Origin of the sequence: Reichenbachiella agarivorans, from assembly GCF_025502585.1 — a bacterium.
GTDB classification, from domain to species: Bacteria; Bacteroidota; Bacteroidia; order Cytophagales; family Cyclobacteriaceae; genus Reichenbachiella; species Reichenbachiella agarivorans.
Genome location: NZ_CP106679.1, coordinates 4062733 through 4088525, shown reverse-complemented (window position 1 = coordinate 4088525; position 25793 = coordinate 4062733). Strand labels below are relative to the sequence as shown.

At 47.8% G+C, this 25793-nt stretch carries 19 protein-coding genes; 7 read left to right on the top strand and 12 right to left on the bottom strand.

The window, feature by feature from the left end; genetic code table 11:
- Positions 1 to 44 precede the first annotated feature (44 nt).
- From N6H18_RS16985 to N6H18_RS16945, 9 genes are all read right to left on the bottom strand, one after another.
- Positions 45 to 1187 carry a glycoside hydrolase family 88/105 protein gene (locus N6H18_RS16985; protein WP_262309476.1) on the bottom strand — a complete coding sequence of 381 codons (1143 nt, stop codon included), beginning with the start codon at positions 1185 to 1187 and terminating at the stop codon, positions 45 to 47.
- Positions 1184 to 2485, bottom strand: a complete 1302-nt coding sequence (locus N6H18_RS16980; protein ID WP_262309475.1) for a BNR repeat-containing protein — start codon at positions 2483 to 2485, stop codon at positions 1184 to 1186. The genes N6H18_RS16985 and N6H18_RS16980 overlap by 4 nt, the downstream gene beginning before the upstream one ends.
- A 221-nt stretch (positions 2486 to 2706) precedes the next feature.
- Positions 2707 to 5133, bottom strand: a complete 2427-nt coding sequence (gene galB, locus N6H18_RS16975) for a beta-galactosidase GalB (RefSeq protein WP_262311628.1) — start codon at positions 5131 to 5133, stop codon at positions 2707 to 2709.
- 74 nt (positions 5134 to 5207) lie between these two features.
- Positions 5208 to 5804, bottom strand: coding sequence for a LamG domain-containing protein (locus N6H18_RS16970; protein ID WP_262309474.1), 597 nt, complete (start codon positions 5802 to 5804; stop codon positions 5208 to 5210).
- Positions 5805 to 6204: 400 nt separating this feature from the next.
- The gene (locus N6H18_RS16965; protein WP_262309473.1) at positions 6205 to 8076 is read right to left on the bottom strand and encodes a sulfatase family protein; all 1872 of its coding nucleotides are present in this window, start codon (positions 8074 to 8076) and stop codon (positions 6205 to 6207) included.
- 83 nt (positions 8077 to 8159) lie between these two features.
- Positions 8160 to 9530, bottom strand: coding sequence for a c-type cytochrome domain-containing protein (locus tag N6H18_RS16960; RefSeq protein ID WP_262309472.1), 1371 nt, complete (start codon positions 9528 to 9530; stop codon positions 8160 to 8162).
- 436 nt (positions 9531 to 9966) lie between these two features.
- The gene (locus tag N6H18_RS16955; RefSeq protein WP_262309471.1) at positions 9967 to 11076 is read right to left on the bottom strand and encodes a twin-arginine translocation signal domain-containing protein; all 1110 of its coding nucleotides are present in this window, start codon (positions 11074 to 11076) and stop codon (positions 9967 to 9969) included.
- A gap of 331 nt (positions 11077 to 11407) precedes the next feature.
- Positions 11408 to 12901, bottom strand: a complete 1494-nt coding sequence (locus N6H18_RS16950) for a DUF1501 domain-containing protein (RefSeq protein ID WP_262309470.1) — start codon at positions 12899 to 12901, stop codon at positions 11408 to 11410.
- A gap of 6 nt (positions 12902 to 12907) precedes the next feature.
- Positions 12908 to 16135 (bottom strand): DUF1553 domain-containing protein, encoded by a 3228-nt coding sequence (locus tag N6H18_RS16945; RefSeq protein WP_262309469.1) that lies wholly within the window; start codon positions 16133 to 16135, stop codon positions 12908 to 12910.
- Between the two features lie 156 nt (positions 16136 to 16291).
- Here N6H18_RS16945 and N6H18_RS16940 point away from each other — a divergent pair, with 156 nt between their 5' ends.
- A complete protein-coding gene (locus N6H18_RS16940; RefSeq protein WP_262309468.1) occupies positions 16292 to 17164 on the top strand; it encodes a helix-turn-helix transcriptional regulator in 873 nt (290 codons plus the stop codon).
- Positions 17165 to 17891: 727 nt separating this feature from the next.
- Here the strand turns inward: N6H18_RS16940 and N6H18_RS16935 are convergent.
- The 3 genes from N6H18_RS16935 to N6H18_RS16925 form a co-directional block, all read right to left on the bottom strand.
- Positions 17892 to 18782 carry an NHL repeat-containing protein gene (locus tag N6H18_RS16935; RefSeq protein WP_262309467.1) on the bottom strand — a complete coding sequence of 297 codons (891 nt, stop codon included), beginning with the start codon at positions 18780 to 18782 and terminating at the stop codon, positions 17892 to 17894.
- Between the two features lie 171 nt (positions 18783 to 18953).
- Entirely contained in the window at positions 18954 to 19388 is a 435-nt protein-coding gene (locus tag N6H18_RS16930) for a peptidylprolyl isomerase (protein ID WP_262309466.1), read from the bottom strand.
- Positions 19389 to 19557: 169 nt separating this feature from the next.
- The gene (locus N6H18_RS16925; protein WP_262309465.1) at positions 19558 to 20262 is read right to left on the bottom strand and encodes an RsmE family RNA methyltransferase; all 705 of its coding nucleotides are present in this window, start codon (positions 20260 to 20262) and stop codon (positions 19558 to 19560) included.
- 339 nt (positions 20263 to 20601) lie between these two features.
- Between N6H18_RS16925 and N6H18_RS16920 the strand changes: the two genes are divergently transcribed.
- The 6 genes from N6H18_RS16920 (at position 20602) to N6H18_RS16895 (ending at position 25761) form a co-directional block, all read left to right on the top strand.
- The gene (locus N6H18_RS16920; RefSeq protein ID WP_262309464.1) at positions 20602 to 21774 is read left to right on the top strand and encodes an HlyD family secretion protein; all 1173 of its coding nucleotides are present in this window, start codon (positions 20602 to 20604) and stop codon (positions 21772 to 21774) included.
- Positions 21771 to 23954 carry a peptidase domain-containing ABC transporter gene (locus N6H18_RS16915; RefSeq protein ID WP_262309463.1) on the top strand — a complete coding sequence of 728 codons (2184 nt, stop codon included), beginning with the start codon at positions 21771 to 21773 and terminating at the stop codon, positions 23952 to 23954. Before N6H18_RS16920 ends, N6H18_RS16915 begins: the two co-directional genes overlap by 4 nt.
- Positions 23951 to 24283 (top strand): IclR family transcriptional regulator, encoded by a 333-nt coding sequence (locus N6H18_RS16910; RefSeq protein WP_262309462.1) that lies wholly within the window; start codon positions 23951 to 23953, stop codon positions 24281 to 24283. Before N6H18_RS16915 ends, N6H18_RS16910 begins: the two co-directional genes overlap by 4 nt.
- A gap of 61 nt (positions 24284 to 24344) precedes the next feature.
- Positions 24345 to 24506, top strand: coding sequence for a hypothetical protein (locus N6H18_RS16905; RefSeq protein ID WP_262309461.1), 162 nt, complete (start codon positions 24345 to 24347; stop codon positions 24504 to 24506).
- A gap of 83 nt (positions 24507 to 24589) precedes the next feature.
- Positions 24590 to 24904, top strand: coding sequence for a transposase (locus N6H18_RS18835; RefSeq protein ID WP_262308139.1), 315 nt, complete (start codon positions 24590 to 24592; stop codon positions 24902 to 24904).
- Entirely contained in the window at positions 24901 to 25761 is an 861-nt protein-coding gene (locus N6H18_RS16895) for an IS3 family transposase (protein ID WP_262308138.1), read from the top strand. Before N6H18_RS18835 ends, N6H18_RS16895 begins: the two co-directional genes overlap by 4 nt.
- Positions 25762 to 25793: the final 32 nt, after the last annotated feature.

The following is a 25793-nucleotide window of genomic DNA, read 5'->3' as shown; positions in this document are numbered from 1 at the left end:
AGGTCAGCAGCCTGCTTGCGCAGCATTTGACCATTGCAGCGTCCTTATTTTTTGTAGAGCTGATACACCTCAGACCCAGCGGCGAGGAATGCGCCCGTGCCGTACACCTCCGTCTTGTCGGGCCAGGCACTGCCGGGGGCTGCGCCGATGGGCTGTACATAGCCGAGCATGCCATCTTTGGTGATGTAGCTGGTCAGCGCCTGCCAGGCCTTGCGTACGGTGGGCTCGTAGGTGGCGCGATCGAGCACACCGTGGTTGATCCCCCAAGCCAGCCCGAAGGTGAAGAATGCTGTGCCGCTCGCTTCGGGTGTAGGGTAGAGGTCTTGCGCCAGCAGGCTCATCGCCCAGTGTCCTTCAGGCGTTTGGATGGTGATCAGCTTAGCGGCCATCTGCTTGTAGATATCGAGGAAGTAGTTGTACTCTTCCGACCCGACGGGGTATTCGTCCATGATCAGCGTGAGTCCGCCAAATACCCATCCATTGCCTCTCGACCAAAAAATTTTGTGACCATGATCGAGCTTGCCGATGTAGGAGTTGTCGCGGTAGTAGAGCTTTTCTGTCGGATCGAAGAGGTGATCAGTTGTAGCCTGATACTCACGCATCATAAAGTCGGTATAGCGCTCATCGCCTGTGATATTGGCGAGCTTGGCCAGTACCGGTGGCGCCATGAAGAGTGCATCGCACCAGGTCCATCGCTCTAGGTGTTGGTAATTGTCCAGCGTGATGGGCTCCTCGCTTGGATGGTCGATGATATAGTCCATGCCTTGGATTGTGGGGAGGATCATGGTGGAGTCGCTGTATTTTCTAAACAGCTCGATATACATCTGTCCTATGGCATGGTCGTCGGCGTGGTACTTTCGCCAGTGTAGTTGCCAGTCTTGCTCATTGCCTACAGATTTGAGCCATTCGTAATACCTGTCGTCTTGGGCGAGTGCTGCCCACTTGACCATGCCGACGTAGAGTGCGCCATTGGTCCAGTCTGCGATGTGGTGTGGCTTTTTTCCGTCGATGCTAAAAGTGTCTCTAAAATGCTCAATTTGCCAATCGGCCACCGCTTCCATTTCCTTGAGTACTTGCTTTGGCTTGATTTTTTGCGCATGCAAAGGGGTGAAATGGAAGATTCCGATGGCTCCTACGAGCAAAAAACATTGGATCAATCTGAAATGGTTTTTCTTGTCTTGAATCATGGGATAGTGACGTATTTGATGGCACTTTTATAATTGGTGTAATGCACATAATGATCGTTTTCCATCCACAATAGCATGGGTTGATCTTTTCGCTGCATATTTCTCGGGATGTAAGGTCGGACGTTATCTTTTGACGATCCAGAGGTCATGGCTGTCGATGACCAATCTTTGCCCTGGTTTTGGGTAGTCCATTTTTCTATCTCAAAGACTCCTGCGACGGATCGGGACAAATAGACGGTATTCGGGTCTCTGGGGTGCAGCACCATTCCGGCAGAGTAGTGAGGTTCTTTTTCGGTCTGGCCATCGACCGTCTGAGGAAACCACTGCCCCGAGTTACAAATGAAGCTGTCGTGCCATTGTTTGCCATCGTATTGGGCATAGTAATAGAGATGCTCCTCCTCGCTAGGGTAGCGGGCGTACAGGATGGTCGGGCGGCCTTTTTTGTCGGCGACTATGTCATAGACCCAGGCGCGTCCACTATCTGTAGTGGCTTGATAGACCACGGTGGCTTGCTCGGGTGCAAATGGAATTTGGTCGATGTTGCAGATTTTGCTCCCATCAGCTTTCCAAAATGCCCCTGCTTCATAGTAGGCATAATAGACCGAGTTGAGTGATTCATTGCGTGGGTGGCCATCGGTGAAGATGATGTGAATGCGGGATTTGCCATCGGAGTAGTACTTGACATAAGGTCTGTTGCTTGGTTCAAAACCTTCCTCGGCGATAAACACCTTGGATTTGGTGAAACTCTGACCCAGATCGTCCGACCACATGATGTTGGGTTTGAAGCCTGTCCAGCGTCCCATACAGTAGATGCGGTTGTCTTCTTTGCTGAGCACATAGGGATTGGTGTAGGTGACGCCTCCTCGTGGGTATCGTGCGAGTACTTTGGGGTCGATGGGATCGTAGGTGATCGGATCGTCGAAAAGACTGGAGTCCGCTGTGCTAGCGTGCTGATAGTAGAGGTGTTGTTTGACGTGTTTGGCATAGAAGGCCATGTAGTTTTGGTCGGGTAGCTCCACAAAGGCAGGGTTGTCATGATCGTCTTTCTCCAGTTGGGGATAGAGTATTTGGCTTTGCCAATCCCCTGTCTTAGGGTTGATGAGGGCCGCTTCGATGCTGCCGTCCGACTTGACCCAGCCAGTGAGTACCCCAGATCGATCGCCATGTAGGTATATGGCTCTCGGGTCAGAAAACCAGCACCAGGCACCAGCATCGGTGATGGTATTGATCTTGTTTTGTGCTTTGCTGATGAAGGACACGCACAAGAGTACGCAGAGTATTAAGTAGTTTTTTTTCATGTGTATAAGTTTATCTCCATTGGCCACATGTAATTCGCTATAAACATATTCATCCCTCGTCCCGATAGTTATAGGGAGGTAAAATTAGGGACGTCAAGTTTATGCTCATTTCATGCCAATAGGAAGCTGTATCATAATTCAAGTTCAACGCTGTCTGGTATAAAATATCAGAGGCGAAGCATGTCAGCTTCGCCTCTGATCGTGTTGCTGTAGCGCTTTGTTTATTTCGTAATCACTGTCACACTAGTGCTTTTCAATCCCTCGCCGGTGGCTTTGAGTTTGATCCTACCCGCTTGCTTGTCGGATCGGAGTATGGCCAGCGCCATGCCGCTGAAGGCTTTGCGGTAGGGGGCTTGAAAAGACTCTGTAGAGGCGGCATTGCCATTGTCTACGGCGATCAGTTTCCCGGCACCTTTCACATCGAAGTTGACCAAATTGTCCGCATTGGGGCAGAGGTTACCGTCTTTGTCTTCGATGCGCACCGTCACATAGGCCAGGTCGCGACCATCGGCGCTGATCTCTGCTCGATCGACCGACAGGCTGATCTTGGCAGGAGTACCAGCGGTACGGATTTCTTTTTCTTGTACGGCCTTGCCGTCTTTGTAGCCGACTACCCGGATGCTACCTGCTTGGTAGGGTACGTCCCAGCTCAGTCGGTAAGGGGAGTCGAAGGTCTTGGGTTCGTAGCGGAGGAAGTCCACGATCAGGGTGGTCTTGTTCTGGCCTTTGACCTTGCGCCCCATGGATTGACCGTTGACGAATAGCTCTGCCTCGTCGCAGTTGGTGTAGCAGTAGACGGGGATATTTTGGCCTTCCATACCTTGCCAATCCCAGTGCGGTAGCAGGTGAATCATAGGCTCGTCTGTCCACTGGCTTTGGTAGAGGTAGAAGCGATCCTTGGGGAAGCCACAGAGGTCTACTGCGCCAAAGTAGGAGCTGCGTGACGGCCAGTCGCTGTTCCATCGGCCGTTGGTGGAGTTGTCTTTGCCTCCGTAAGGCGTCGGCTCTCCCAGATAGTCAAATCCCGTCCAGATAAACTCGCCCATCACGTAAGGGTTTTGCGCCTGATAGTAAAACTCTACGTCCGGAGGGTAAGCCCACGGCGGGCCGATGAGGTCGTAGCTGGTCACCTGTAGCGACTCGTGCGTTTGGTATTTTTCGATAGGCAGGTGATAGACACCACGGCTGCTCGTGCAGCTGGAGGTCTCTGAGCCGTAGATCGGTAGCCGCGGATAGTTGCTGCGCACTTCGCTGTACTTGGTTGGCTTGTAGTTGATACCCGTGATATCTACTTGCTGCGCCATGTTGTTGTCGTAGGGTGCAGGGTACCAGTTGAAGCCTGCCGTACTTGGGCGGGTAGGATCGGTGGTCTTGCACACGTCGTTGAGTTTTTTGGCGACTGTCCATCCCTTTTGAGTGTCGCTCTGCTCGATGATCTCATTGCCGATACTCCACATCACGATAGAGGGATGGTTGCGGTCGCGCAGGATCATATCGCGCAGGTCGATCTCGCCCCATTCGTCGAAGAATTTGTTGTAGCCATTTTCCACCTTGGCAAGCTTCCATACGTCGAAGGCTTCGTCGAGCACGAGCAGTCCCATTTCGTCGCATAGCTCAAGTAACTCACGTGAGGGCGGGTTGTGACTGGTACGGATGGCATTGATACCCATGTCTTGCATGATCTGTAGTTTGCGCTCGATCGCGCGACGATAGACTGCAGTACCCAGCGCGCCATTGTCGTGGTGCAGGCAGACTCCGTCGAAGCGTACTTTGCGCTCGTTGAGGTAGAAGCCCTCTGTGTCGAAGCGGATGCTGCGGATACCAAAGCGGGACTCGTAGCGGTCGAGCACCTGATCGCCATCGAGTACAGTAGTGGTCGCCGTGTAGAGGTGTGGCGTGTCCAGATCCCAGCGTTGTGGGTTGGCTACATTGACATAAGAGGCCGCCGTGGCGGTGGATTGAGCGGCGATCACGATCTGCTCTTCGATGCTGGCGACTTCTCTGCCTTGCGGATCAAAGTACTGCTGTCGTACGGTGACGGTCTTACCTTGGTCGCTTTTGTTGACGACCTGGGTTTCGTTTTGCACGACGGCTTTGGCGTCTGTGACGGTAGGCGTAGTGATGTAGGTACCCCACTGCGCTACGTGCACGGGTTCGTCTACTTTGAGCCACACATGACGGTAGATGCCCGCTCCCGGATACCAGCGCGAGGAAAGAGGCTCGGGGGTCAGGCGCACAGCGATCACGTTGTCCGATCCATCGTAGCGGAGGTATTGACTGATGTCAAATTCGAACCCGATGTAGCCATAGGGACGGTGACCGACTTGCTGGCCGTTGACCCAGATGTGGGCGTTGTACATGGCTCCTTCGAATTCGATGCGCACCACCTTGCCCTCGGCACGCTGCGGCATGGCAAAGTGCTTGCGGTACCAGCCTGTGCCATGAAAGGGCAGACCACCCGCCCGGGCGTTGTACTTGATATCGAAGGGACCCTCGATGGCCCAGTCGTGGGGCAGGTCGAGCTCGCGCCACTGACTGTCGTCAAAATCGGATGTTTCTGCTCCAGCTGCCTTGTCATTGAAAAACAGCCAATTGGCGTCAAAATTTTGATCCTGAGCCTGCAGGCTGAGCCCATAAGTCAGGATCACTGTCAAACATAATAATAGATGGTATTTCCTCACTTTTCTATTGTGTTTATTGGTTTACTCTAAATGCTAATGCTTCATTCTTTCAATTGCCAGGTACGCACCCATTCGTACTGGGTGGTGCGCTCCTCCCAACTGCCACGTCGGACCATGCCGCCGTCCTCGGGTACAGGATTCCAGCTGTAGGTCTCGATGGCCATGTGCAGGAAGGCCGGCATGTCCCAGACCACCTTGGGGTGGATGGAGTACACGTATTTTCCGTCAAGGAAAAATTGAATCTCTTTGGGGGACTTCCACCAAGCGGCATATACGAAGTAGCGCTCATGGTTTTTTACATCTGTTTTGATGGACTTTTGGAGTTGGAGTCGCTCGACACATTCGGTAGGGCGGTGGATGGCGTTGGAGTGGTAGATTTGATCCCAGTCTTTGGCCCATTCTTCTGCCTGGTCAGACATCTTGCCTACGCACTCTTGTATGTCGAGTTCTAGTTTTTTCTCACAGTCGTAGCGGGACATCAGCCAAAAGGTAGACGACATCTCGGTAGCGTTGGCTTTCATCTTGCACTCGTAGTACCAGCCAACCTGTGCGGGCGCGATGGAGCGCACGATACCTCCCTGATAGGTAAAATCTTTGCCATCGATGGCCATTGTGGAGTCGAGTACGCCTACTGTCACGGCCAGCTTGCCATCATGTGCTTTTACATTCTCTTCACGAAACAGCCCTGGAGGACGGCCGATCCACTCCCAGCCATTGGCGCGGGGCTCGATCTGCCATTTTTTGGTGTCGACCTTTTTCTTCTCAAACTCGTCGGAGAGCAATTTTACTTTGACCCATCGACTGCTTGGCGGTTTTGGGTCTTCACCCGGCAGGAAGGTAGGCTGGGCAATGGAGACAAAAGGAAGAAAGAGAAAGAGGAAAAGTGTAAAACAGCGGTAGTTCATAGTGTGCTCATACATTGAAAACTTAAAACTAGCATGGATAAACTGATAGTCTGGAGAGAGATAGTGCCCGAAAAGGGGGGCAAATCCTAATCTTCGCTATTGATCAGGATTTGTCCATTGACAATGTGGATTGCTAGATCCTCAGGCCGAGTCCTGTGAGTCTCCACTTCACCATTTTGTCTTGACGCACATCAAGGTGCAGCTCGTCGACCTTAATATCAAAATGGTAGTGGTAAGATGTAGACGCTAGAAGCGCGATGGAGTTGAGGATCAGTAGTGCCTCAGTTGGATTCTTGCTTTTGTAGAGACAACGGACGAGTATGTCGGCAGGGTCGGCACTTTGCGTCAAACCCAAAAATTCGGCGGCTTTCACCTGGTTGATCAGCAGGCTGTCACTGCTCATGATTGGTATGATATAATCTTGAAGCGGCAGAGCCTCTGATCCCAAGCTGCTACAGGTCATGAGTGCGGTGTATCTAGTCCAGGGATCGGGTGAAGTCAGAGCGGCAATGAGTTGTGCTTTGCCCTCAGTGACAGGCACGAGCGCAAGGTCAGCTATCTCCGCATAGTGTGCGATGTCTGACAGATGTGCTTGTCCGAAAGCCACTGGATTGTCGATGGCCTGATCCAAAAGATAATACTCAGGATAGAAAGACAAATCTGGCATATCAGTCACCCAACCGTTGAGTTTTTGTCGGAGCTGAGACAAGATTGCTGCATGCGACGTGTCACTGGCTAGGTTGTGGGTTTCGTAGGGATCTGCTGCTACATCGAAGAGCATCTCGGCAGGACGCGATTGAAAGAAGGCTTTCTGAGTTTCGTTGAGTTCGTGCTCAAGATACTTGGAGCGCCAGTCTTGGTAGGCGAGTTGCTTGTAGCGATAGTTGTTGAGCAGGCCGTCGTAGTTGTAGGGTTCGTAACTGCGGATGTACTTGTATCTCCCCACTCGCACAGACCGCACCCGATCGTATTTTTCATCGAAGCGATCGGCATAGCCGAAAGTCGTTTGACGTTTTTCCAACACCTCTTTCGTCAGTCCTTTGCCCATGAAGGCTTGCCCATCCATCTGACTGGGTACTGGTAGTCCCGCCAGTCGCAGTACTGTAGGTGCTAGATCTACAAAACTTACGAAGGCCTCTGTAGCATCGCCAGCCTCCCACACACTCAAGTGTTTGTAGGCAGGAGGGACGTAGGCTACCATTGGTACATGTAGGCCTGTCTCATAGACGTAGCCTTTGCTGCCTGGCAACACCCCGCCGTGATCGCCATAGTAGAATATGATCGTGTGGTCGAGCAAACTGTCCTTTTCGAGCTCAGCGATGACTGCTCCCACCTGCTGATCCATCTGCTGAATCTTGTCACGGTAGTAGGCATTGGTATAGCGAAATACACTATCATTTGGGTGATTGGGCTGTACAGGATAGTCAGTGGGGTTCGTTTGTGTCTTGTGAGCTTGCATCTCCTTGGCGGAAAAATGCAGACTAGATTCATGCGTAGTACCGATGTTGTGCACATAGAAGAAAGGTTGGTCATTCTGTCGATTTTTCCAGCTCGCTTTTGGGGATGACTCATCCCAGACGTCTTCTCCTTTGATGAAGTTGTAGTCTTCCTTGGCATTGTTGACTGTGTAGTAGCCAGCTTTGCGCAAATAGGCTGGGAACATTTGTAGCGAAACAGGCATGGCTGCTGGTGCAATGTTGCGATGGTAGTTGGTGAGAGTTCGTGGACCGTAGCACCCAGAGATGATGGCAGATCGTGCTACGCTACATACTGCGCCATTGGAGAAGGCACGGTCGAAGCGTATCCCACGGCCAGCCAATTGTTCGATGTGAGGTGTTTCTATCCCGTTTTCGTCGAACAGTCGCATATAGTGTTTAGAGTTGTCTTCGGACACTATCCAGACAATGTTTGGCGGAGGCTTGGGTAATTCTGAGTCGTTTGGACTACAGGATAAAAGCACGACTACAGCAAGTATGATCAGGACGAAAGTTTGAAACATTTTCATGACTCAAACTTAGGCCTAAGATCAATAATAAGTAGGGGGTATATTCTCGATAAAATACGGGGGTCTCTTATTCGTTGGTGATCTCAACTCCCCGCTACCAGCCTGATTTTGCTATACTTTGCTTGCAAGTCCAATATCTGAGTTTCATCTATGGACGTACTCCAGATGTAGACCGATTGGAGATTGGGCAGTGTAACCAATGTAATCAAACTCGCCTCGGTGATGCCCGTACCATACAAGTTGATACTTTGGAGCTGAGTCAGTCCTTTGAGCTGTTGGATGCCTGCATCGGTCAGCGCATTTTTGCTGAGCTTGAGTTGCTGCAGTTGGGTATAGGTCGCCAGCTGAGTCATCTGCTCATCGCCCAATCCATTGTCCATCAGCGAGAGCCAGAGGATGTTGTCTTTCACCTTGTCGAGGACATTGAGATAGCCTTCGATGTTTTCGCCATCGGCCGTACCAGCAGGCAAAGTCACATCTAGCGCATAACTACCAGCCGCCAGTTCGCGCACCTCAAACCCCATCAAGCGCAGCTGCTCCAAATCCTTGGGCGCAATGGAATCCAAAGCCAACATTTGTTCCCCATCACCCGATAAGCCCAGGTAGTGACTGGCAGCCGTCATCACCTCCTCTGGTACTTCGACCTGTGAGATCAGGGTATCAAAACTCCCTCCTGCTCCATCGATCCAAAATTTGATCAATAGCTGTTGCTCCTCGGTCAAGGGCTCTTTGCCCTCTGGCGGCATGATGTCGTCATGACCCGCAGGCAGGCTGATCCGCCTGAACAGCTCGCTGGCTGAGGCATCTCCTGCTACTATCAAGTCACCGCTTTCTCCGCCTTTTAGGTATTCCTCTATGGAGGAAAAAGAAAGTTTGCCCTTCTGCTTTTCGCTGCTGTGGCAACTCATGCAACGATCCCGTATGATTGGATGCACTACATCACCAAAAATTTGTGCTTGTTGGATGTCGGTCACCTTCGGTCTGGCCAGTGGATCTACTGGCTTAGGGATGAAAGGCGCATATTTGGTCAGATAGTCCGAGCCGTGGGTCATGTTTCCGCCCAGATGCCCGGTGGCACTCATGGCGATCATCATCACCGCCAGCAGGCCGAGGTAGAGCTGAGTCTGCACTTTGGTAAAATCCACCCAACGCGTCTTGAGCAGCAGTGCCGCTGCAGCAACCACCGTAGTGATGATCCCCGCCCACATGTGTGCGTCGAGCATATCGGGTGCATAGTCGCCGCTCGTGCCGAGCATGTAGCCCAGCACACTGGCCGCTACCGCACTGGCTACCCCGAGCAGCAGGGAGAATATGATGGCGGGGCGGACGTTGGACAGCCAGCTGAGTCGCTCGGCGATCTCCATCAGTGCTGCGATCATCAAGAAACCAATCGGCAGGTGTACGATCAGCGGGTGAAACCGCCCAAAAAAGAGTATTAAGTTTGATTCTTCCATTTTTCCTATTCGTTAGACCTGACAGGTTTTTAAAACCTGTCAGGTCTGTTCCGTTTTTATATTTCGTATCAGCAAGGTTTATCTCTGGATAACCTTCGTTTTTATTTTCCTCCCCCCAGCCCCCTCAATGAGGGGGAGAAGTCTGTGCTTGTATGACCAATTGAGGAAATAATTTAACCTCAAAAGTGTCATTTACGCTCTCACGCATCTGCTAGCACGCTTTCTCTTCTCCCCTGGGGGAGATGCAGAGGGGGACTTTTGTCATCTTTTTACACCACTCCAGCTAAGTCTCAGCAAGGTTCTCTGATAACCTTGCATCCCTGCTTGCTACCCTCAAGGTCTCTTTCAGAAGACCTTGAGGGTACGGTAGGCCTGCTTACTTCACCCATACAACCAGCCCTCCAAGGGTTCTAAACCCTTGGAGGGCTTTTCTCAGCTACACCCGCTCCAATTTGAAAGGCGCGGTACGCATGGCTTTCCACTGGCAGACGTAGAGGTTTTTGTCCTTGTCTACACAGACATCATGACCGTGAAATATAGGTCTCTCAGGCAACTGGTAGGTAGGCTGTAGTTGGCCTTTTTTGTAGACTGGTGCTTCGGCACCAGGACAAGACACGACCGTGTCGCCTTCCAGCACGGTCACGAATCCAGTAGGCTGCTTCCAGTCGAATGCTTCGTCGCGTCGTTGGCTCCAGCATACGCCAGCGTATAGGTTTTGCTCGTCGATCACCGCGCGGCATACCCACATGTTGGGTAGGTGTAGCGTTTTGATATACTTTCCGTCAAGGGTAAAAAACTTAAAACTTTGCTCTCCGCGTGAGCTCACCACCAGCATAGGCTTGTCAGGGTCACGCGTATCGAGCGTCACGCCATGGGCATTGCTGAGGTTGTAGTTGGGGTCGCTGTTGTCGTGCCCTCCCCAGTGTCGGATATAGCGGCCGTACTGATCGTAGTGCAGGATGATGTCTTTGCCATAGCCGTCGGCTACATAGATGTCGCCATTGGGTGCCACGGCCGTCTCGGTAGGGCTGAAAGTCTCCCCTGGTTCATACACCCCGATCGTGGCGGGATGTCCTATGTCGAAGAGGATTTTGCCATCGATGGTGGTCTTGGCTACTCGGCCGCTGTGGTGGGTGTAGGAGCCGTCGTTGTTCATCTGCCAGCCACTGTCGGCGATGAAGAGGAAGTCCTCACTGCCTTCTTTGGATAAAGTCAATCCATGCCCTCCAGGGAATGAATGCCCCCATGAGTCGATGACCTTGCCGGATTTGTCAAAGATAAGAATGTTGTTGGCGAAGTGATCACCGAGCATGATGAGTCGACCCTTGCTGTCCATGACCATCTCGTGGCAGTTGAGTATGGGCAGATTGGAATTCCACATCTGTGCCCAGTCTTCGACCAACCGGTACTGATAGTCGCCATGTCCAAGGATACGTTCTCTCGTTGCTTTTTTGGAGGTGATAATATTGGATCCAAATGCTTGACTGGTACCCAGTGCACCTGCAGCCAGTGTGCTTTTTTTGATGAAGTCTCTTCTTGCGTTCATTTTAGTAGTTTTTTGTGGTTGTTTGCTTCCCCCCTTACCCTCTCAATGAGGGGGAGAAAGTTCGTGCTTTCTTTTTCAGCTGAGGATTGATTTAACCTCAGAAGTATCATTTTATACGCTGACGTAATTTGCTGGCACAATCACTCTTCTCCCCTTGGGGAGATACAGAGGGGGAAGTCATAGCATATCTTTCATTTTTTTGTTCTTCTCAGCAAGGTCTATCTCTGATGACCTTGCGCTTTCTGTATCATCCTCAAGGTCTCCTGCGGAAAACCTTGAGAGGGCGATATTTGTATGCACCAGCAACCCTCCAAGGGTTTCTAGTTTCTATCTAACTCAAAATATCTTTGACTACATGGCCATGAACGTCGGTCAGTCTAAAGCGCCGTCCTTGTGCCTTGTAGGTAAGTTTTTCGTGATCTACACCGAGTAGGTGTAGCAGTGTCGCATGAAAATCGTGTACATGCACGGGGTCTTTGGTGATGTTGTAGCTGAAGTCGTCCGTCTCGCCATAGGTGAAGCCAGGTTTGACACCTGCACCAGCCATCCACATGGTGAAGCAACGTGGGTGGTGGTCTCGACCATAGTTGGTTTCTGTCAGTTTGCCTTGTGAGTAGACGGTACGTCCAAATTCCCCACCCCAGATCACCAATGTGTCTTCGAGCAGACCTCTTTGCTTGAGATCTTTGACCAGCGCTGCGGTGGCCTGATCGGTAGCTTTGCATTGATTTTTGATCCCGCCAGGCAAGTAGGTGTGCTGATCCCAGCCTCTATGGTAGAGCTGCACGAACTTGACATCTTTTTCGAGCAATCGACGCGCCATCAGGCAGTTGGCGGCATAGGTGCCTGGATTGCGGCTGTCTGCTCCGTACATATCGAAGATGTGGTCTGGCTCATCGCTCATATCGGTCACCTCGGGCACGGAGGTCTGCATACGGTAGGCCATCTCGTACTGGCTGATGCGTGCATCTATCTCTGGATCGCCATAGGTGTCGTTTTGCATCTGATTGAGTTGGCTGAGATAGTCCAGCATGCGTTTCCTGTCTTCGCCATCGTAGTGCTCTGGATTGTTGAGATAGAGAACAGGGTCTTTGCCAGAGCGAAACTGTACGCCCTGGTGCTCGGTCGGTAGGAAGCCGTTGCCCCAGAGGCGAGAGTAGAGCGGTTGTCCGCCGGAGTTTTTAGACACGAGTGTGATGAAGGTCGGCAGGTTTTGGTTGTCTGAGCCAAGTCCGTAGCTGACCCAAGCACCTATCGACGGGCGACCGGGTAGCTGGTGTCCTGTCTGGAAAAAGGTAATGGCTGGGTCGTGGTTGATTTGCTCGGTATACATGGACTTGACAAAACACAGGTCATCGACGATCTCAGCGGTATGTGGCATCAGTTCGCTGACCCAAGCGCGACTCTCGCCGTACTGGTCGAACTTGTACATCGAGGGCGCAATCGGCAGGGAACTCTGCTGGGCACTCATGCCCGTGAGGCGCTGGCTGCCACGCACTGAGGCTGGCAGCTCCTGTCCAAACATATCCGTGAGCTTGGGCTTGTAGTCGAAGGTCTCGAACTGCGAAGGGCCTCCGCTCTGGAAGAGATAAACGATGCGCTTGGCCTTGGGTAGGTGGTGCGGAAGACCTGGAATGCCATGTGGGCCTGATATGGCATTGTCGGGTGAGGAGGCTAACAGTTTTTCTGCTCCAAACAAAGAACCGAGCGCAAGCGCACCAAGTCCAAGTGAGGTTTTGGTCAGGAACTGTCGCCTGTCCATCTGTTTTTCTATTTTCTTGAGATCTTGGTGATTGGATCGGAGTATATCATGATTGTGGCACATAGTATTTTATCTTTTGGTGATGCTGGCGTCTGAGTTGATGATGGTACTGGCTACCAGTGTGTTGGCGGCCACTCGCTGGGGGTTGAGGTCTGTAGCTATACGGTGTTGTCCTTCGTGCAGCCAGCCTGTAGCCATTTTAGGATTTTCCTGTATGATTTCATATTCGTTTTCGCTCATGTCCAAAAGCAGAGCCAATTCCTGATCAGAAGGTTTTCTTCCTGTCAGGCTTCTGAATGCCCATCGGATACCCTCTTGTGTGCTATCGTACTGAGTGATTTTTTCGCCGATGATGCGAGCGGCCTCTACATAGGTGGGGTCGTTGAGCAAGACGAGTGCCTGTAGGGGGGTATTGGTTTTTTGTCGGCGGACGGTACATTCGTTGCGATCGGGTTGGTCGAAGGTAGAGAGCGTCGGATGGGGTACGGTTCTCTTCCAGATCGTGTAGAGCGATCGGCGGTAGAGGTTTCTGCCAGTGTCTTGCTGGTAGATGGCACTGTTCATCGACCAGAGATCATCGGGCTGATAGGGATACACGCTTTCACCTCCAATCTTGTCATAAAGTATGCCGCTGGCTTTGAGTGCATTGTCTCGAAGCATCTCGCCAGACAGTCGTGCCTGTGGGCCACGAGCCAGCCAAGAGTTGTCAGGATCGATTTCCTTCAGTTCTTGGCTAGCCATCGATGACTGCATGTAGGTCTTGGAGAGGACTATCTGCCGTACCAGTGCTTTGACATCCCACCCAGACTCTACGAATGTGACAGCCATCCAATCGAGCAGTTCAGGGTGGGTAGGGAGTGATCCTTGGTTGCCAAAGTCCTCGGTGGTCTTGACGATCCCGCTACCCAAAAACATCTGCCAGTAGCGGTTGACTGCTACGCGTGCGGTGAGCGGATTTTGAGGAGAGGTGATCCACTGTGCCAGACCCAGGCGGTTTTTGGGAAGGGTATCTGCCATGGGTAGGATAGCCTCTGGCGTATTTGGATATACTTTCTCGCCATGAGCGTCGTAGAGTCCGCGCTCCAGCAGGTAAGACTGCCGAGGCTCATTCATCTCTTTCATGACCATGACTTCTTGTACACGCTGCATCGAGTCGGTCTTTTGCTGTTGTAGTTGAGCGATGACACTACGTGTCTGCTGGTAATCTTTGCTCAGGTATTGGAGATAATACTTATGCAGGTGCTTTTTGTCTTCACTGCTGAGTTGTGTGGGGTTTTGTGCCAAAAACTGCTGTGCAGTGGTAGGTTGAGCCAGAGCGAGGACTTCTATAAAGGAGAGACATTCGTCGAATATCATGATGTCGTCCACGGTGGTGTTACCTACCCCTTGTCCACGCCATCTTGCGCCGACTTTTATACCTGGCTCTTGGTCATTGGTGGCTTTGGCTGTACGGCTGTCGCTGTATATGATGTCTTTGTAGAGATTGTCTATTTCTACCTCCATATACTGACTCGCTCCGTCGATGTACAGCTGCAGACCGTCGGCGGTGCTGCTACCGTCGTAGGTCATGGTCAGATGCATCCATTCGTTTCGTTTTACCTCCTGTTTTGTCCACTTGGAGATGGCATTGTCTGGCCAGGTGTGGGCCAGCATGACTTGTAGCTTTCCTTCGGTGAAGTAGAGTTGGTAGCCTTTGAAGTTGTGGAGGCGGCTGCCGATGTTTTTGTGGAAGATCACGCCTTCTTTCAGGTCTTCTGGAAATTTGACCCAGAGTGAAATACTGAATCGGTCACTGCGCGAGTAGATACCCTGCGGATACATATCCAGCCAGGCGTCTCCATCAAGCAGCAGGCCTTGGCCACTATGACCTGGGACAAAATTGGCCGTCTCGCCTTTGCTAAACTTGCGATCCATCTTGCCCATGCCACTGCCTGCTTTGTTTTTGAGCTGACCATTGAGGTCGAAGTGAGCTACTAGGTGGCGATTGGCGGTCAGGTCGAGCTTTTGATAGGCTTTTGCATCCAGCCATTTTTGAAAATCAGTTTCTGTACTTTTCTCAATCTTAGTCAGACGCTGGCTTTGCGTCGTTAACTCTCTATCTATATAATCAAGCACCTCCTGCTGCTGCTCGGTGGTGAGCATGAGAGTCGGTACAGGCATGTCTTTTTCGTCCCAGGAAATTTGTCCACTCTCATTGATGCTATTGAAAAAACTGTAGAGTTCGAAGAAGTTCTTTTGAGAAATCGGGTCGTACTTGTGGTCGTGACATCTGGCACAGGCGAGCGTCATGGCCATGACACCCTGTCCGAGTACCGAGGTACGATCGGCGACATACTCCACGCGGAATTCTTCGTTGACAATACCACCTTCCATGTTTTGGGGATGCAGGCGGTTGAAGCCTGTGGCGAGGATCTGCTCTCTGGTAGGATTGGGTAGCAGATCTCCAGCGAGCTGCCAAGTCAGGAATTGATCGTAGGGCAAGTTGTCATTGAACGATTCGATGACCCAGTCGCGCCAGGGACTCATGTTGCGGTAGCGATCTACGGTATAGCCATGGGTATCGGCATAGCGTGCCAGGTCGAGCCAGTCAGCCGCCATACGCTCGCCGTAGTGCGCTGAGGCCAGCAGTCTGTCTACTTGCTGCTCATAGGCATTGGGACTATGGTCAGCCAGGAAGGCATCTATTTCTGCTACGGTCGGAGGTAGTCCTGTGAGATCAAGAGATAGTCTTCTGAGCAAAGTTTCTTTGTCAGCGGTTGGTGCTGGACTGAGGTTTTTTCGTTGCAGCTCAGCTTGGACGAACTGATCGATGGAGTTGTTGATGGGTGCATCGGCGGATACCTCAGGGATTGCTGGTTTTTGTGGAGGGAGGAAGGCCCAGTGATCTTTGTACTCTGCTCCATCGTCGATCCATTTGACCAGGATGGCCTTTTCTCTTGCGCTTAATTTGAGATTGGACTTAGGAGTAGGCATGATGTACTCATGATCGTCGGTGATGATGCGTTGAAACACCTCTGAGCTGCTCAGGTCGCCAGGTACGATGGCGTATTTGCCGGGCGACTCGGGGAGTTCATTATAGGCGGCTTCTGCCAAATCCAGTCTGAGGCCAGCCTGTTGTTTGGCTTTGTCTGGTCCGTGGCAGGCAAAACATTTGTCTGAGAGGATGGGCTTGACATGTACATTGAAATCCAACTCTGCAGGCAACTGGTTCAGTTGCACTTTTACTTCCTCCGGCAGATCTGGCGCACATGCATAGCTACAGACCAGGGCTATCATAGCCATCCAGCGTCTTATCATAATCACTCTTTGTTTGATGGTTTTTCGAATAATCCAAAAGTAGTAGTAGGGCTAAATTTCTTATAGGACTAATCCGACTAAAAAATGTACATATCCGATTTTTTGTATTCTAATATTTAAATGAGCCAATTTGTGTTTGTATATTTAATTTGCCTTATGTACAAAACCTTACAATCGCTTCGTTTGTCTCTGCTCAATGCGGGCTATGCATCCCTCGATCGCCGATGGAACTACGACCATGTGATTAGTCCATTCAGTCGGATGTATTATGTGGATCAGGGAGAAGGCTATATTTACCATCATGACCAGCAGTGGCAACTCAAGCCTGGTCACATGTATTTGATCCCGAGTTTCACTTACAGTAGGTACCGCTGTCCCGACAGCATGGGACAGTACTATCTCAGTTTTTTGGAGGAAGTGGGAGAGGGGCAGTCCATTTATCAGATCAATAGGTTTGTATATGAGGTGGAGGCTACTGATCAGGATCTTCAACTGATACAGCGATATATTGCGCTCAACCCTGGTCGATCCTATGTGGATGACAATCCTAAAGTGTATGACAATCAGCCGGTGCTCATGAGTTTTTTGCAAAAAAATGAACAGCTTTCCGCATCGGTGATTCTTGAGTCTAGAGGCATCTTGCTCAGCCTGTTTTCTCGCTTCATCCTCAATGAGAACTATGAGTCTAGTAAAGGTAGCCAGACGCACGAGCTCGTCGCTCGCTCGGCTCGGTATATCGATCAGCATCTACCAGATCTGTTGAATGTTGAACTACTGGCCGATCAGTGTCACCTGCATGTCGATTATTATTCCAAAATATTCGTAGAGGTGTTTGGGCAGCGCCCTATACAGTACATCCAGCAAAAAAGGATACAGCGGGCGCAGTTGTTATTGACTACCACCAATTATTCATTGATCGAAATCTCGCATAGAGTGGGGTTGCCCAACCTGTCCTACTTCTCTCGGCTATTTAGTAAAATCACCGGCACCAGTCCCGCCCGCTACCGCAAGGATATCTGGCGGCATTAATAGGTGGGGCAATCTATTTGGTATCAGTCAGAAAGGTTCTGACTGATACTTTTCATTTCGAAAGGCTGAAAAACACATTTTTTGGTAATTCTAGAAAGTTCTGACAAGAGAAAAGCCATGTTTTTTTGGCTTCCGCAAGTAGGGAATGTGCCGCATGGATGTATAGGAGTGAAATGCCTAGGTTTAGGTATTTGAGTAAAGTTTGACGCACCATTCCAACATATGAGAGAGTGAAGTGTATTTGCCGATCAGAATGCTAGAGTCGCTTAGATTACTCCCTCAGATACCAATCAAGTGTTGGTGAAATTGGTGTTTCGCGACCTAAGGATCACTTTAGATCTAAATTTAAGGTCTCTTTATATGCTTCAATCCATTTATCCCCTTGGTGCACTAGACGGTAACTTCTTCAGGATCAGCACTCGACCCAATGGTTTTCCTGACTCTATATTTACCTGTGCTTTTATATATACCTACACGCAGATAAGACTGCTCTTATTTTCTTCTTCCTGTCGAACATTCGTAGAAGAATGAAAATCTTCTGAGAAATGCAGTCTTGAACCGAAATCAGCCTCAATTAACTCATATGCTTGATTTTTACTGTCAAATCAGAAAAGTGTCGAAAATAGAAGAACCAAGACTATTTTGCAATTGAACTAGCCCACTAGTAAATCAGTCTGTCAATATAATCTTGGATCTTGGTTCTTGAATCTTGTTTCTATCCACCCATTTACTCTGCTATGCCGTACGCTACGATTCGATTGTCGAAGAAAGTAGGTATGAGTAACATGCTTATGTCTGAGATGAACCAGATGTCGGCAGCATTGATTTTTGCCTCACGTGTATCTTGCAAGAGACTTTTGGTGCCATCTGCTGCGACTAAATACACTTCGCCAGGCCATGTAGATACGATAAAATCCTCTCCCAAAGATACAATGCCATCACCACCGACAATGGAGTCGGCTACCACTGTCAATTCTTTGGTTGACATGTCTACCTTTATGAAATTACCCTCACTGCCACGGTATGAAGCAACGAATAGATCATTGCCTTTGACCAACAGACCATTTGGCCCTTTGAAATCTGCCGATTCAAGAAAAAGACCTAATTCCTGATTTTTGATTTGGTGGATTTTGTTGGTGCCTGTGTCTGAGATATAGACCGTACTGTCTGCTCCTACTGAGATATCATTGAGAAATCCTGCACCTTCGATAGGATAGCTTTTGATGATTTCGGCCTTTTCGATATCTATCTCCAATACCTCATTGATGTTGGTTACGAATAAGCTATTGCCCACGATTCCCATGCCTTTGGGGGCAGATATGCCGTCTACCCATTTGAGGTTGATTACTTCTCCATTGGCTGGAGACACTTGCGCGATGAATCCATCATTGTCCATGCTGTCTGGAGGCACGCTTCCTATACATGAGACAAACAACACGTCCATACCCGGATGATATATGATGGACTCATTGGTAGTAAGACTAGAATCAGATGCCCATAGCTTGACCAAGCCTATGGTAGGACTGTCTTCGGTAGTTTCTGCAGTAGTTTCTGTTTGAGGCTTTGGCTGACATGCAAAGCCTATCAGCATGATTGTAAGAATCTTTAGATGTTTCATAGATATAGTTTTGATTGAGAGGACTAAGTTAAGGCTGAACTCGAATTAATCAATTGAGAACGGGATAATTAAGTAGTATTCTAGAGCATCTAGAGTCAAGATAGAAAAAGAGCCAAGAATCAAGACGGGTATCTTGACACTTGGCTCTCGTATCTTGTATCTATGTAAAGATTAATCTTCTGTCACGACTACCTTGGTCATCACATCACCTTGTCTGATGCCATCTACCAAATCAACCCCTTCTACCACTTTGCCAAATACTGTATGGTTTCGATCTAAGTGAGAAGTGTTTTCTCTGTTGTGGCAGATGAAAAATTGTGAACCACCAGTATTTCTACCTGCATGAGCCATTGATAACACGCCTCTATCATGATACTGATTGTCGCCAGTCAATTCACAATCGATGGTGTAACCTGGCCCACCAGCACCAGTGCCGTCAGGACATCCACCTTGCACCATGAAATTAGGGATCACTCTATGAAAAGTAAGGCCGTCGTAATATCCTTTTTTAGCTAAGTCAGTGAAGTTTTTAACTGCTTTGGGTGCATCTTTTTCGAAGAATTCAATCTTCATGACACCTTTTGAAGTGTGGATTTCTGCTTTCATCTTGTTCTTTAAATAAATTGAGGAGCAAAGCTAAGTGCTTTTTGCTAAAACAGGAATTTTGATGACAGTGATTAGTCAATAGTCCATAGTGAACAACGAATTTAATGGCGCATGCAAATACTATTAACGACTCAACTATTTTCTATTAACCATTTGCAATCAACTATTCTCAAAAGCCATTGACCAAGTTGAAAGTATGGACGGCAATCACACCAGCGGTCTCTGTCCTGAGGATGCTCGCACCAAGGTTGACCGCCACCGAGCCGTGCTTGACGGCCAGTTGGACTTCTTCTGAGGTGAAATCCCCCTCTGGGCCTATCATGATGAGGGTCTCTTTGTTGGGCTGCAGCAATTGGTGGAGAGAGGACTCGTGACCTGTCTCTGCATAGGCTATGTAGCTTTGTTGTGTATTGGTAGCGGGTGAAGATACAAACTGATCAAAGGCAATGAGGTCATTGATTTGGCATTTCCAAAAGTTCTTGGATTGCTTCATCGCTGAGATCGCTTTCTTTTCGATTCTCTCTAGGTTGATTTTTTTTCTTTCGGTGCGTTTGGTGAGCAGGATGGTGATCTGATCGACTCCCAGTTCGCAGGCTTTCTCCACGAACCACTCCAGACGATCTATGTTTTTGGTAGGGGCAATGGCCAGATGAATGGTGTGCGGTCGTTTGTCAATCAGCTTCTTTTGTGTGATTTTGAAGCTGCATTTTCTAAAGTTCGCATCGGTGATTTCTGCTTTGTACTTTCCACCTTTTCCATCCATGATGAGAATCTCATCCCCTTCCTTTTTTCGCAACACCTTGACAGCATGCATTGATTCCTCTCCGTTGAGCACGGGTTTGGATTCTGGATCAGGATGGTAGTAGTAGTTCATGCAGCGATTTTTTCGCTAAAGTATTAAATTGTGGGATGAGACAACAGGCTAAACCTGTTTTTGGATTTAAAAAATCAGATTTGAGGTGTTGGTTATGGATTGAGAATTCTATGATCGTGGTTCGACTTTAGAGAAGTTGAAGAGTGGGTTGTTTTATATATCATGAATTTTACGCCAAATTAGGTGTAGGTATATGTTTAAAAGGCGAATTAATATTTTGAAAAGTTCATTTTTATATAAATATTGTGGGTACCAACAATCAAACTGTTAAAAGCAAAAATGGTAGATAAAGAATTTTGATTCTTATCTCATTAGCAATAGTCGTTGAACCAACCAGCCATGAAAAAAGAACTATTCCCAGAGGAGTTTATCCAAGCGAGTGTAGAAAATTATACTTTCAAAATTAACCGCCCCACCAACAGGATATACATTGTCCTACTCAGTTGCCTACTCATATTTCTCGTGATTTTACCATTGGTATCTGTGGATGTCATAGAGTCTGTGTCAGGAAGAATTACTTCTATGGGTAAAAAGTATTCGATACAAGCACCTGTGACCGCAAGAGTGGTCTTTTCGAGCTTAGAAGAGAATCTCAATGTGAAAAAGGGCGATACCTTGGTGAGATTTGATGACAGGGTGATCATCTCTGAAGTCGATAGAATAGGCACTAGAAAGTCTCAACTTGATCAATATATCCAAGATTTAGCATTGTTGTCTGATCAGACAAGTGCCAGTCGATTAATAAGAAGTGACCGTTACCAACTAGAATATGTTGAGTTTATAGGGCAGACTGAAAAGTCCAATAGTCTATTAGGTAGTACACAAAAGAGATTTGACATACAAAAAGCGTTGTACGAAAAAGGTATTATATCACAAAAAGAATTTGATGAGATTCAGACTGAATTGGATCAAGCGGTAATGGACTCAAGGTTGTATCAGGATGGTAAGAAAACAGAATGGCAACAGCAAATCATCAATTTTAAAGAAGAGAGCAGACAATTAAATATCCAGTTGTCACAGCTAAAAGATCAGCTTGTCAATTATTCCATATTATCTAGTACGTCAGGCAATTTGCAAAATATTACTCCGCTCCAAATAGGGCAATACTTGCATGCTGGGTCAGAATTGGGCGAGATATCCCCTGATGATGAGTTAGTGGCATCATGTTTTGTGTCTCCTAGTGATATAGGAATGCTTCAATTGGGACAAGAAGGTTATTTTAGAATTGACGCTTTCAATTTCAACGAATGGGGAGGACTGAAGGGACAAATTATCGAAATATCAGATGATGTGTACTTTTCTGAGGATGGACAAGCCTATTTCATTGTAAAAAGTAAGCTTCATGAGCAAACCCTTTCTTTAGCCAATGGCGTGGTTGGGAAAGTAAAAAAGGGAATGACCTTTCAAAGTAATTTCTATTTAACGGAGAGAACCTTGTTTCAATTGCTTTATGACAAAGCAGATAATCTGGTCAATCCCCAAGTAAGAACCAACCAACTATCAGCCAAATGAAAAAGGATGCACTCGTAAAACAGCGTGATATTACAGATTGTGGTGCAGCATGTCTGGCGTCTATTGCAGCCCACTACGATTTGAAATTACCCGTTTCGAAAATCAGACAAATAGCCGGTACGGATAAAAAAGGTACAAATGCTTTGGGTATGGTGGAAGCAGCTGAGAAGCTCGGCTTTTCGGCCAAAGGTGCCAAAGGAGGAGCAGATGCGCTGGACAAAATACCAGTGCCGACTATCGCTCATGTAGTGGTCAAAGAAGTATTGCATCACTATGTGGTGATCTATAAAGTAACCAAAGATACGGTGATGGTGATGGATCCTGGAACAGGCAAAATGGAGACCTACTCCAAAGATGAATTTATCAAAATATGGTCTGGTGTTTTGATATTGATGATGCCCAATGAATCTTTCCAGTCCGCTAATACTAAAGTGTCAGTGGGTTGTAGGTTTTGGTTTTTGATAAGACCTCATCGTTCCATCATTATTCAGTCAATCGTAGGAGCTGCTGTTTTTACTTTGATTGGGTTGACTACCGCTATTTATGTGCAAAAAATTGTAGATCATGTGCTGCCGAGCCAAAATCAGAACTTACTGAATCTCTTAGGAGTAGCAATGCTGTGCCTACTGGCTGTTCAGATTGTGATCAATTCATTGAAATCCTTGTTTGTGTTGAAAACAGGACAGCAGATAGATGTCAAATTGATCTTGGGCTATTACAAACATTTACTGACCCTGCCACAGCGGTTTTTTGACACCATGCGTACGGGCGAGATCATTAGCAGGATCAATGATGCGGTCAAGATCAGGGCATTTATCAATGAAATAGCCATTGATGTAATCATCAACCTGTTCGTGATCGCTTTTTCATTTGTACTCATGTTCACCTATTATTGGAAACTTGCCGTCGTAATGTTATTGGTAATACCAGTATATCTGTTGATCTACTGGATGACCAATCGATTCAATAAAAAGGTGGAGAGGAAAGTGATGGAACATTCTGCTGAGTTAGAATCTCAGTTGGTCGAGTCGGTCAACTCCGCCAAAACAATCAAAATGTTTGGAATGAGATTTCATGCTAATCTAAAGACCGAAATTCGTTTTGTGAACCTTTTGGGCTCTGTTTACCAATCGGGTAAAAATGCTATATTTTCTACCAATGCTTCCTTGACCGTCTCTCGTTTGTTTACCATTATTTTACTTTGGGTAGGGGCTGGCTTTGTGATGGATCAGCATATTTCTCCTGGGGAACTCATGTCGTTTTATGCCATTATAGGATATTTCACAGGGCCGGTCAGTAGTTTGATAGGAGCGAATAGATCTTATCAAAATGCTATGATAGCAGCGGATCGCTTGTTTGAGATCATGGATTTGGAGACGGATTCTAACAAAGATAAATTGGAAATACTCCCATCAGAGGTTGGAGATATTCGTTTCGAAAAAGTTAATTTCAGGTATGGAACTAGAAAGACAGTCTTCGAAAATTTAGACCTTTTGATCCCGAAAGGAAAGCTGATGCTGATTTTAGGAGAGAGCGGCTCGGGCAAATCTACCATCGCTTCTTTGCTGAAAAGGCTTTACAAAATAGACAGCGGTCAGATACTGATCGGTAATTATGAAATCAATGCTATCCATGAAGACAGTCTCAACGCCCTGGTTGGAATTGTGCCACAGGAGATCGATCTCTTTGCTGGCACAGTGATCGAAAATATCGCCTTGGGTGAGTTTCAGCCAGATACCCAAAGAATCGTGCAACTGGCTCATGAGTTGGGTGTTTTAGATTTTATCAACGAATTGCAGGGAGGTTTTTCTGCCTATTTAGGAGAAAACGGAACAAATCTCTCCATTGGTCAGCGTCAGCGATTGGCAATACTCAGGACATTGTATGCCGATCCTGAGGTAGTGATTTTTGATGAAGCAACTTCCGCTTTGGACAAGAAGTCTGAAGCATTTGTACTCAAAACTATGCTGAGACTCAGAGATCAGGGCAAGATCGTCATCTCGATCTCACATCGCCTCAATGCCGTGACGATGGCAGACCAGATCGTGCTACTAGAGAGTGGACGAGTCATCGCCAACGGCAGCCATGAAGAACTTTTACGATCCAATCAACCCTATCAGCAATTGATGGGGCAACAGGAGAATATCAATACAGAGTCTTACCTAAATCAACCCTCATGAATTTCATCAAACAGATAGAAAATCTACAACTGATCAACAAACTCATCCTTCAGGAAAGAACAGGTTCGCCTGATGAACTAGCAAATCGTCTGGGAGTAAGCCGTAGCAAACTCTACGAAATGATAGATATGATGAAGGTCTGGGGGCTGAATGTTGTTTATGACAGGACTGCGAGAAGTTTTCGATTCGAAAGACAAGAAGCTTTGGAAATTGAGTTTTCCTTGCGTGTGCTTAGAGAAGATGAAAGTGAAAAATTATACGGAGGTAGGCAGGTTTTTCCTTCCGTACTTTTTTCTGGACGGAGCGGGATTACCTTAGGGCTATGCTAGCATAAAAGGTGTCTCCTGCCACCCAAACTAAGAGCAGGTCTAACTTAAATTTTAATACAAAATGGAAAATTTAAATGAATTGGGTCTTATAGAGATGAGACAAGATGAAATGACAAAAACTCAGGGAGGATATTTTGCCAAAATATGGGATGATGTTTGTGGTATGGTTTGGTGGAACTCCGAAACGGGTGCATGCTACACGAGTATTGGAAATGAATGTTAAGTTAGTGTGAGGGTAGATTTTCTTGAACTTGCTACATTTGAAGAGACAGTAAGTTAAGCTCGTAGGAGTTAAATTTATTGCATATGAAAAGAGAAAGGAGGAACTTCGATAAGGAGTTTAAAATGATGGTAGTTAACCTGGTTTCATCAGGAAAGCCTACCAAAGAAGTAGCCGAGGAGCTGGGGATCAAACCAGACCTAGTCAGACGGTGGAGACGAGAACATGAACAATATCAGGAAGGGAGTTTTTCTGGACAGGGAAACACAAATATGACTGATGAACAAAAAGAGATAGCCAGACTACGCAAAGCGCTCCTAGATGCCCAGGAAGAAAGGGATATCCTAAAAAAGGCGGTGAGCATCTTCTCCAAGAACGACGGGAAGTTTTCTTCTTCATGAAGGCAAACCACGATAAACATTCCGTTGAGAAGATGTGTCGAGTATTCAAGGTAAGTCGGAGCGGCTACTATCGTTGGTTACATCACAAGCCTTCCAAAAGGTATAAACAAAGGAAACAGCTCATGGAGGACATCAAAAAGGTTCATCTTAGCAGTAAACAAAGGTATGGAAGCCCTAAAGTCACAGATGACCTGCAGGATATGGGATGGAAAGTTTCCAGGCAGAGAGTGGCAAGAATCATGCGTGCAGAAGGCATTAGAAGTATTGTGGTCAAGAAATTCAGAGGTGTTACTACTGATTCTAAACATTCATTCCCATTAGCTGAAAACCACTTGAATAGGGATTTTCATGCGGAAGGCCCAGGGCAAAAATGGGTGTCTGACATCACCTACATTCCCACAAAGCAAGGATGGTTGTACCTCACTATTGTCATGGATTTGTACGACCGAAAGATCGTGGGTTGGTCACTAAGCACGACGATGACCACACAGGCTACTGTATTAGCTGCATGGAAAATGGCAATCAAAAACAGACCTATTACTAAAGCCTTGTTATTTCATTCAGATCGAGGCGTGCAATATGCTGCGTATGCTTTTTCTGATCATCTCAAGCGAGAGGGAGTCAAGCAGAGCATGAGCAGAAAAGGGAATTGTTGGGACAATGCTGTTGCTGAAAGCTTTTTCAAAATACTCAAGTCTGAAATGGTCAGCCATGTCAATTACTACAGTATCCTTCAAGCTAAAACTCAAATATTTGAATTCATTGAAGTTTGGTACAATAGAAAAAGGAAACATGCCTATCTAGGCTATAAAACACCCGATGAATTTGGGGAAGATAATTATTCAAAATGCGCTTAACTATTTGTCCACTTTTTTGTTGCAAGTCCATC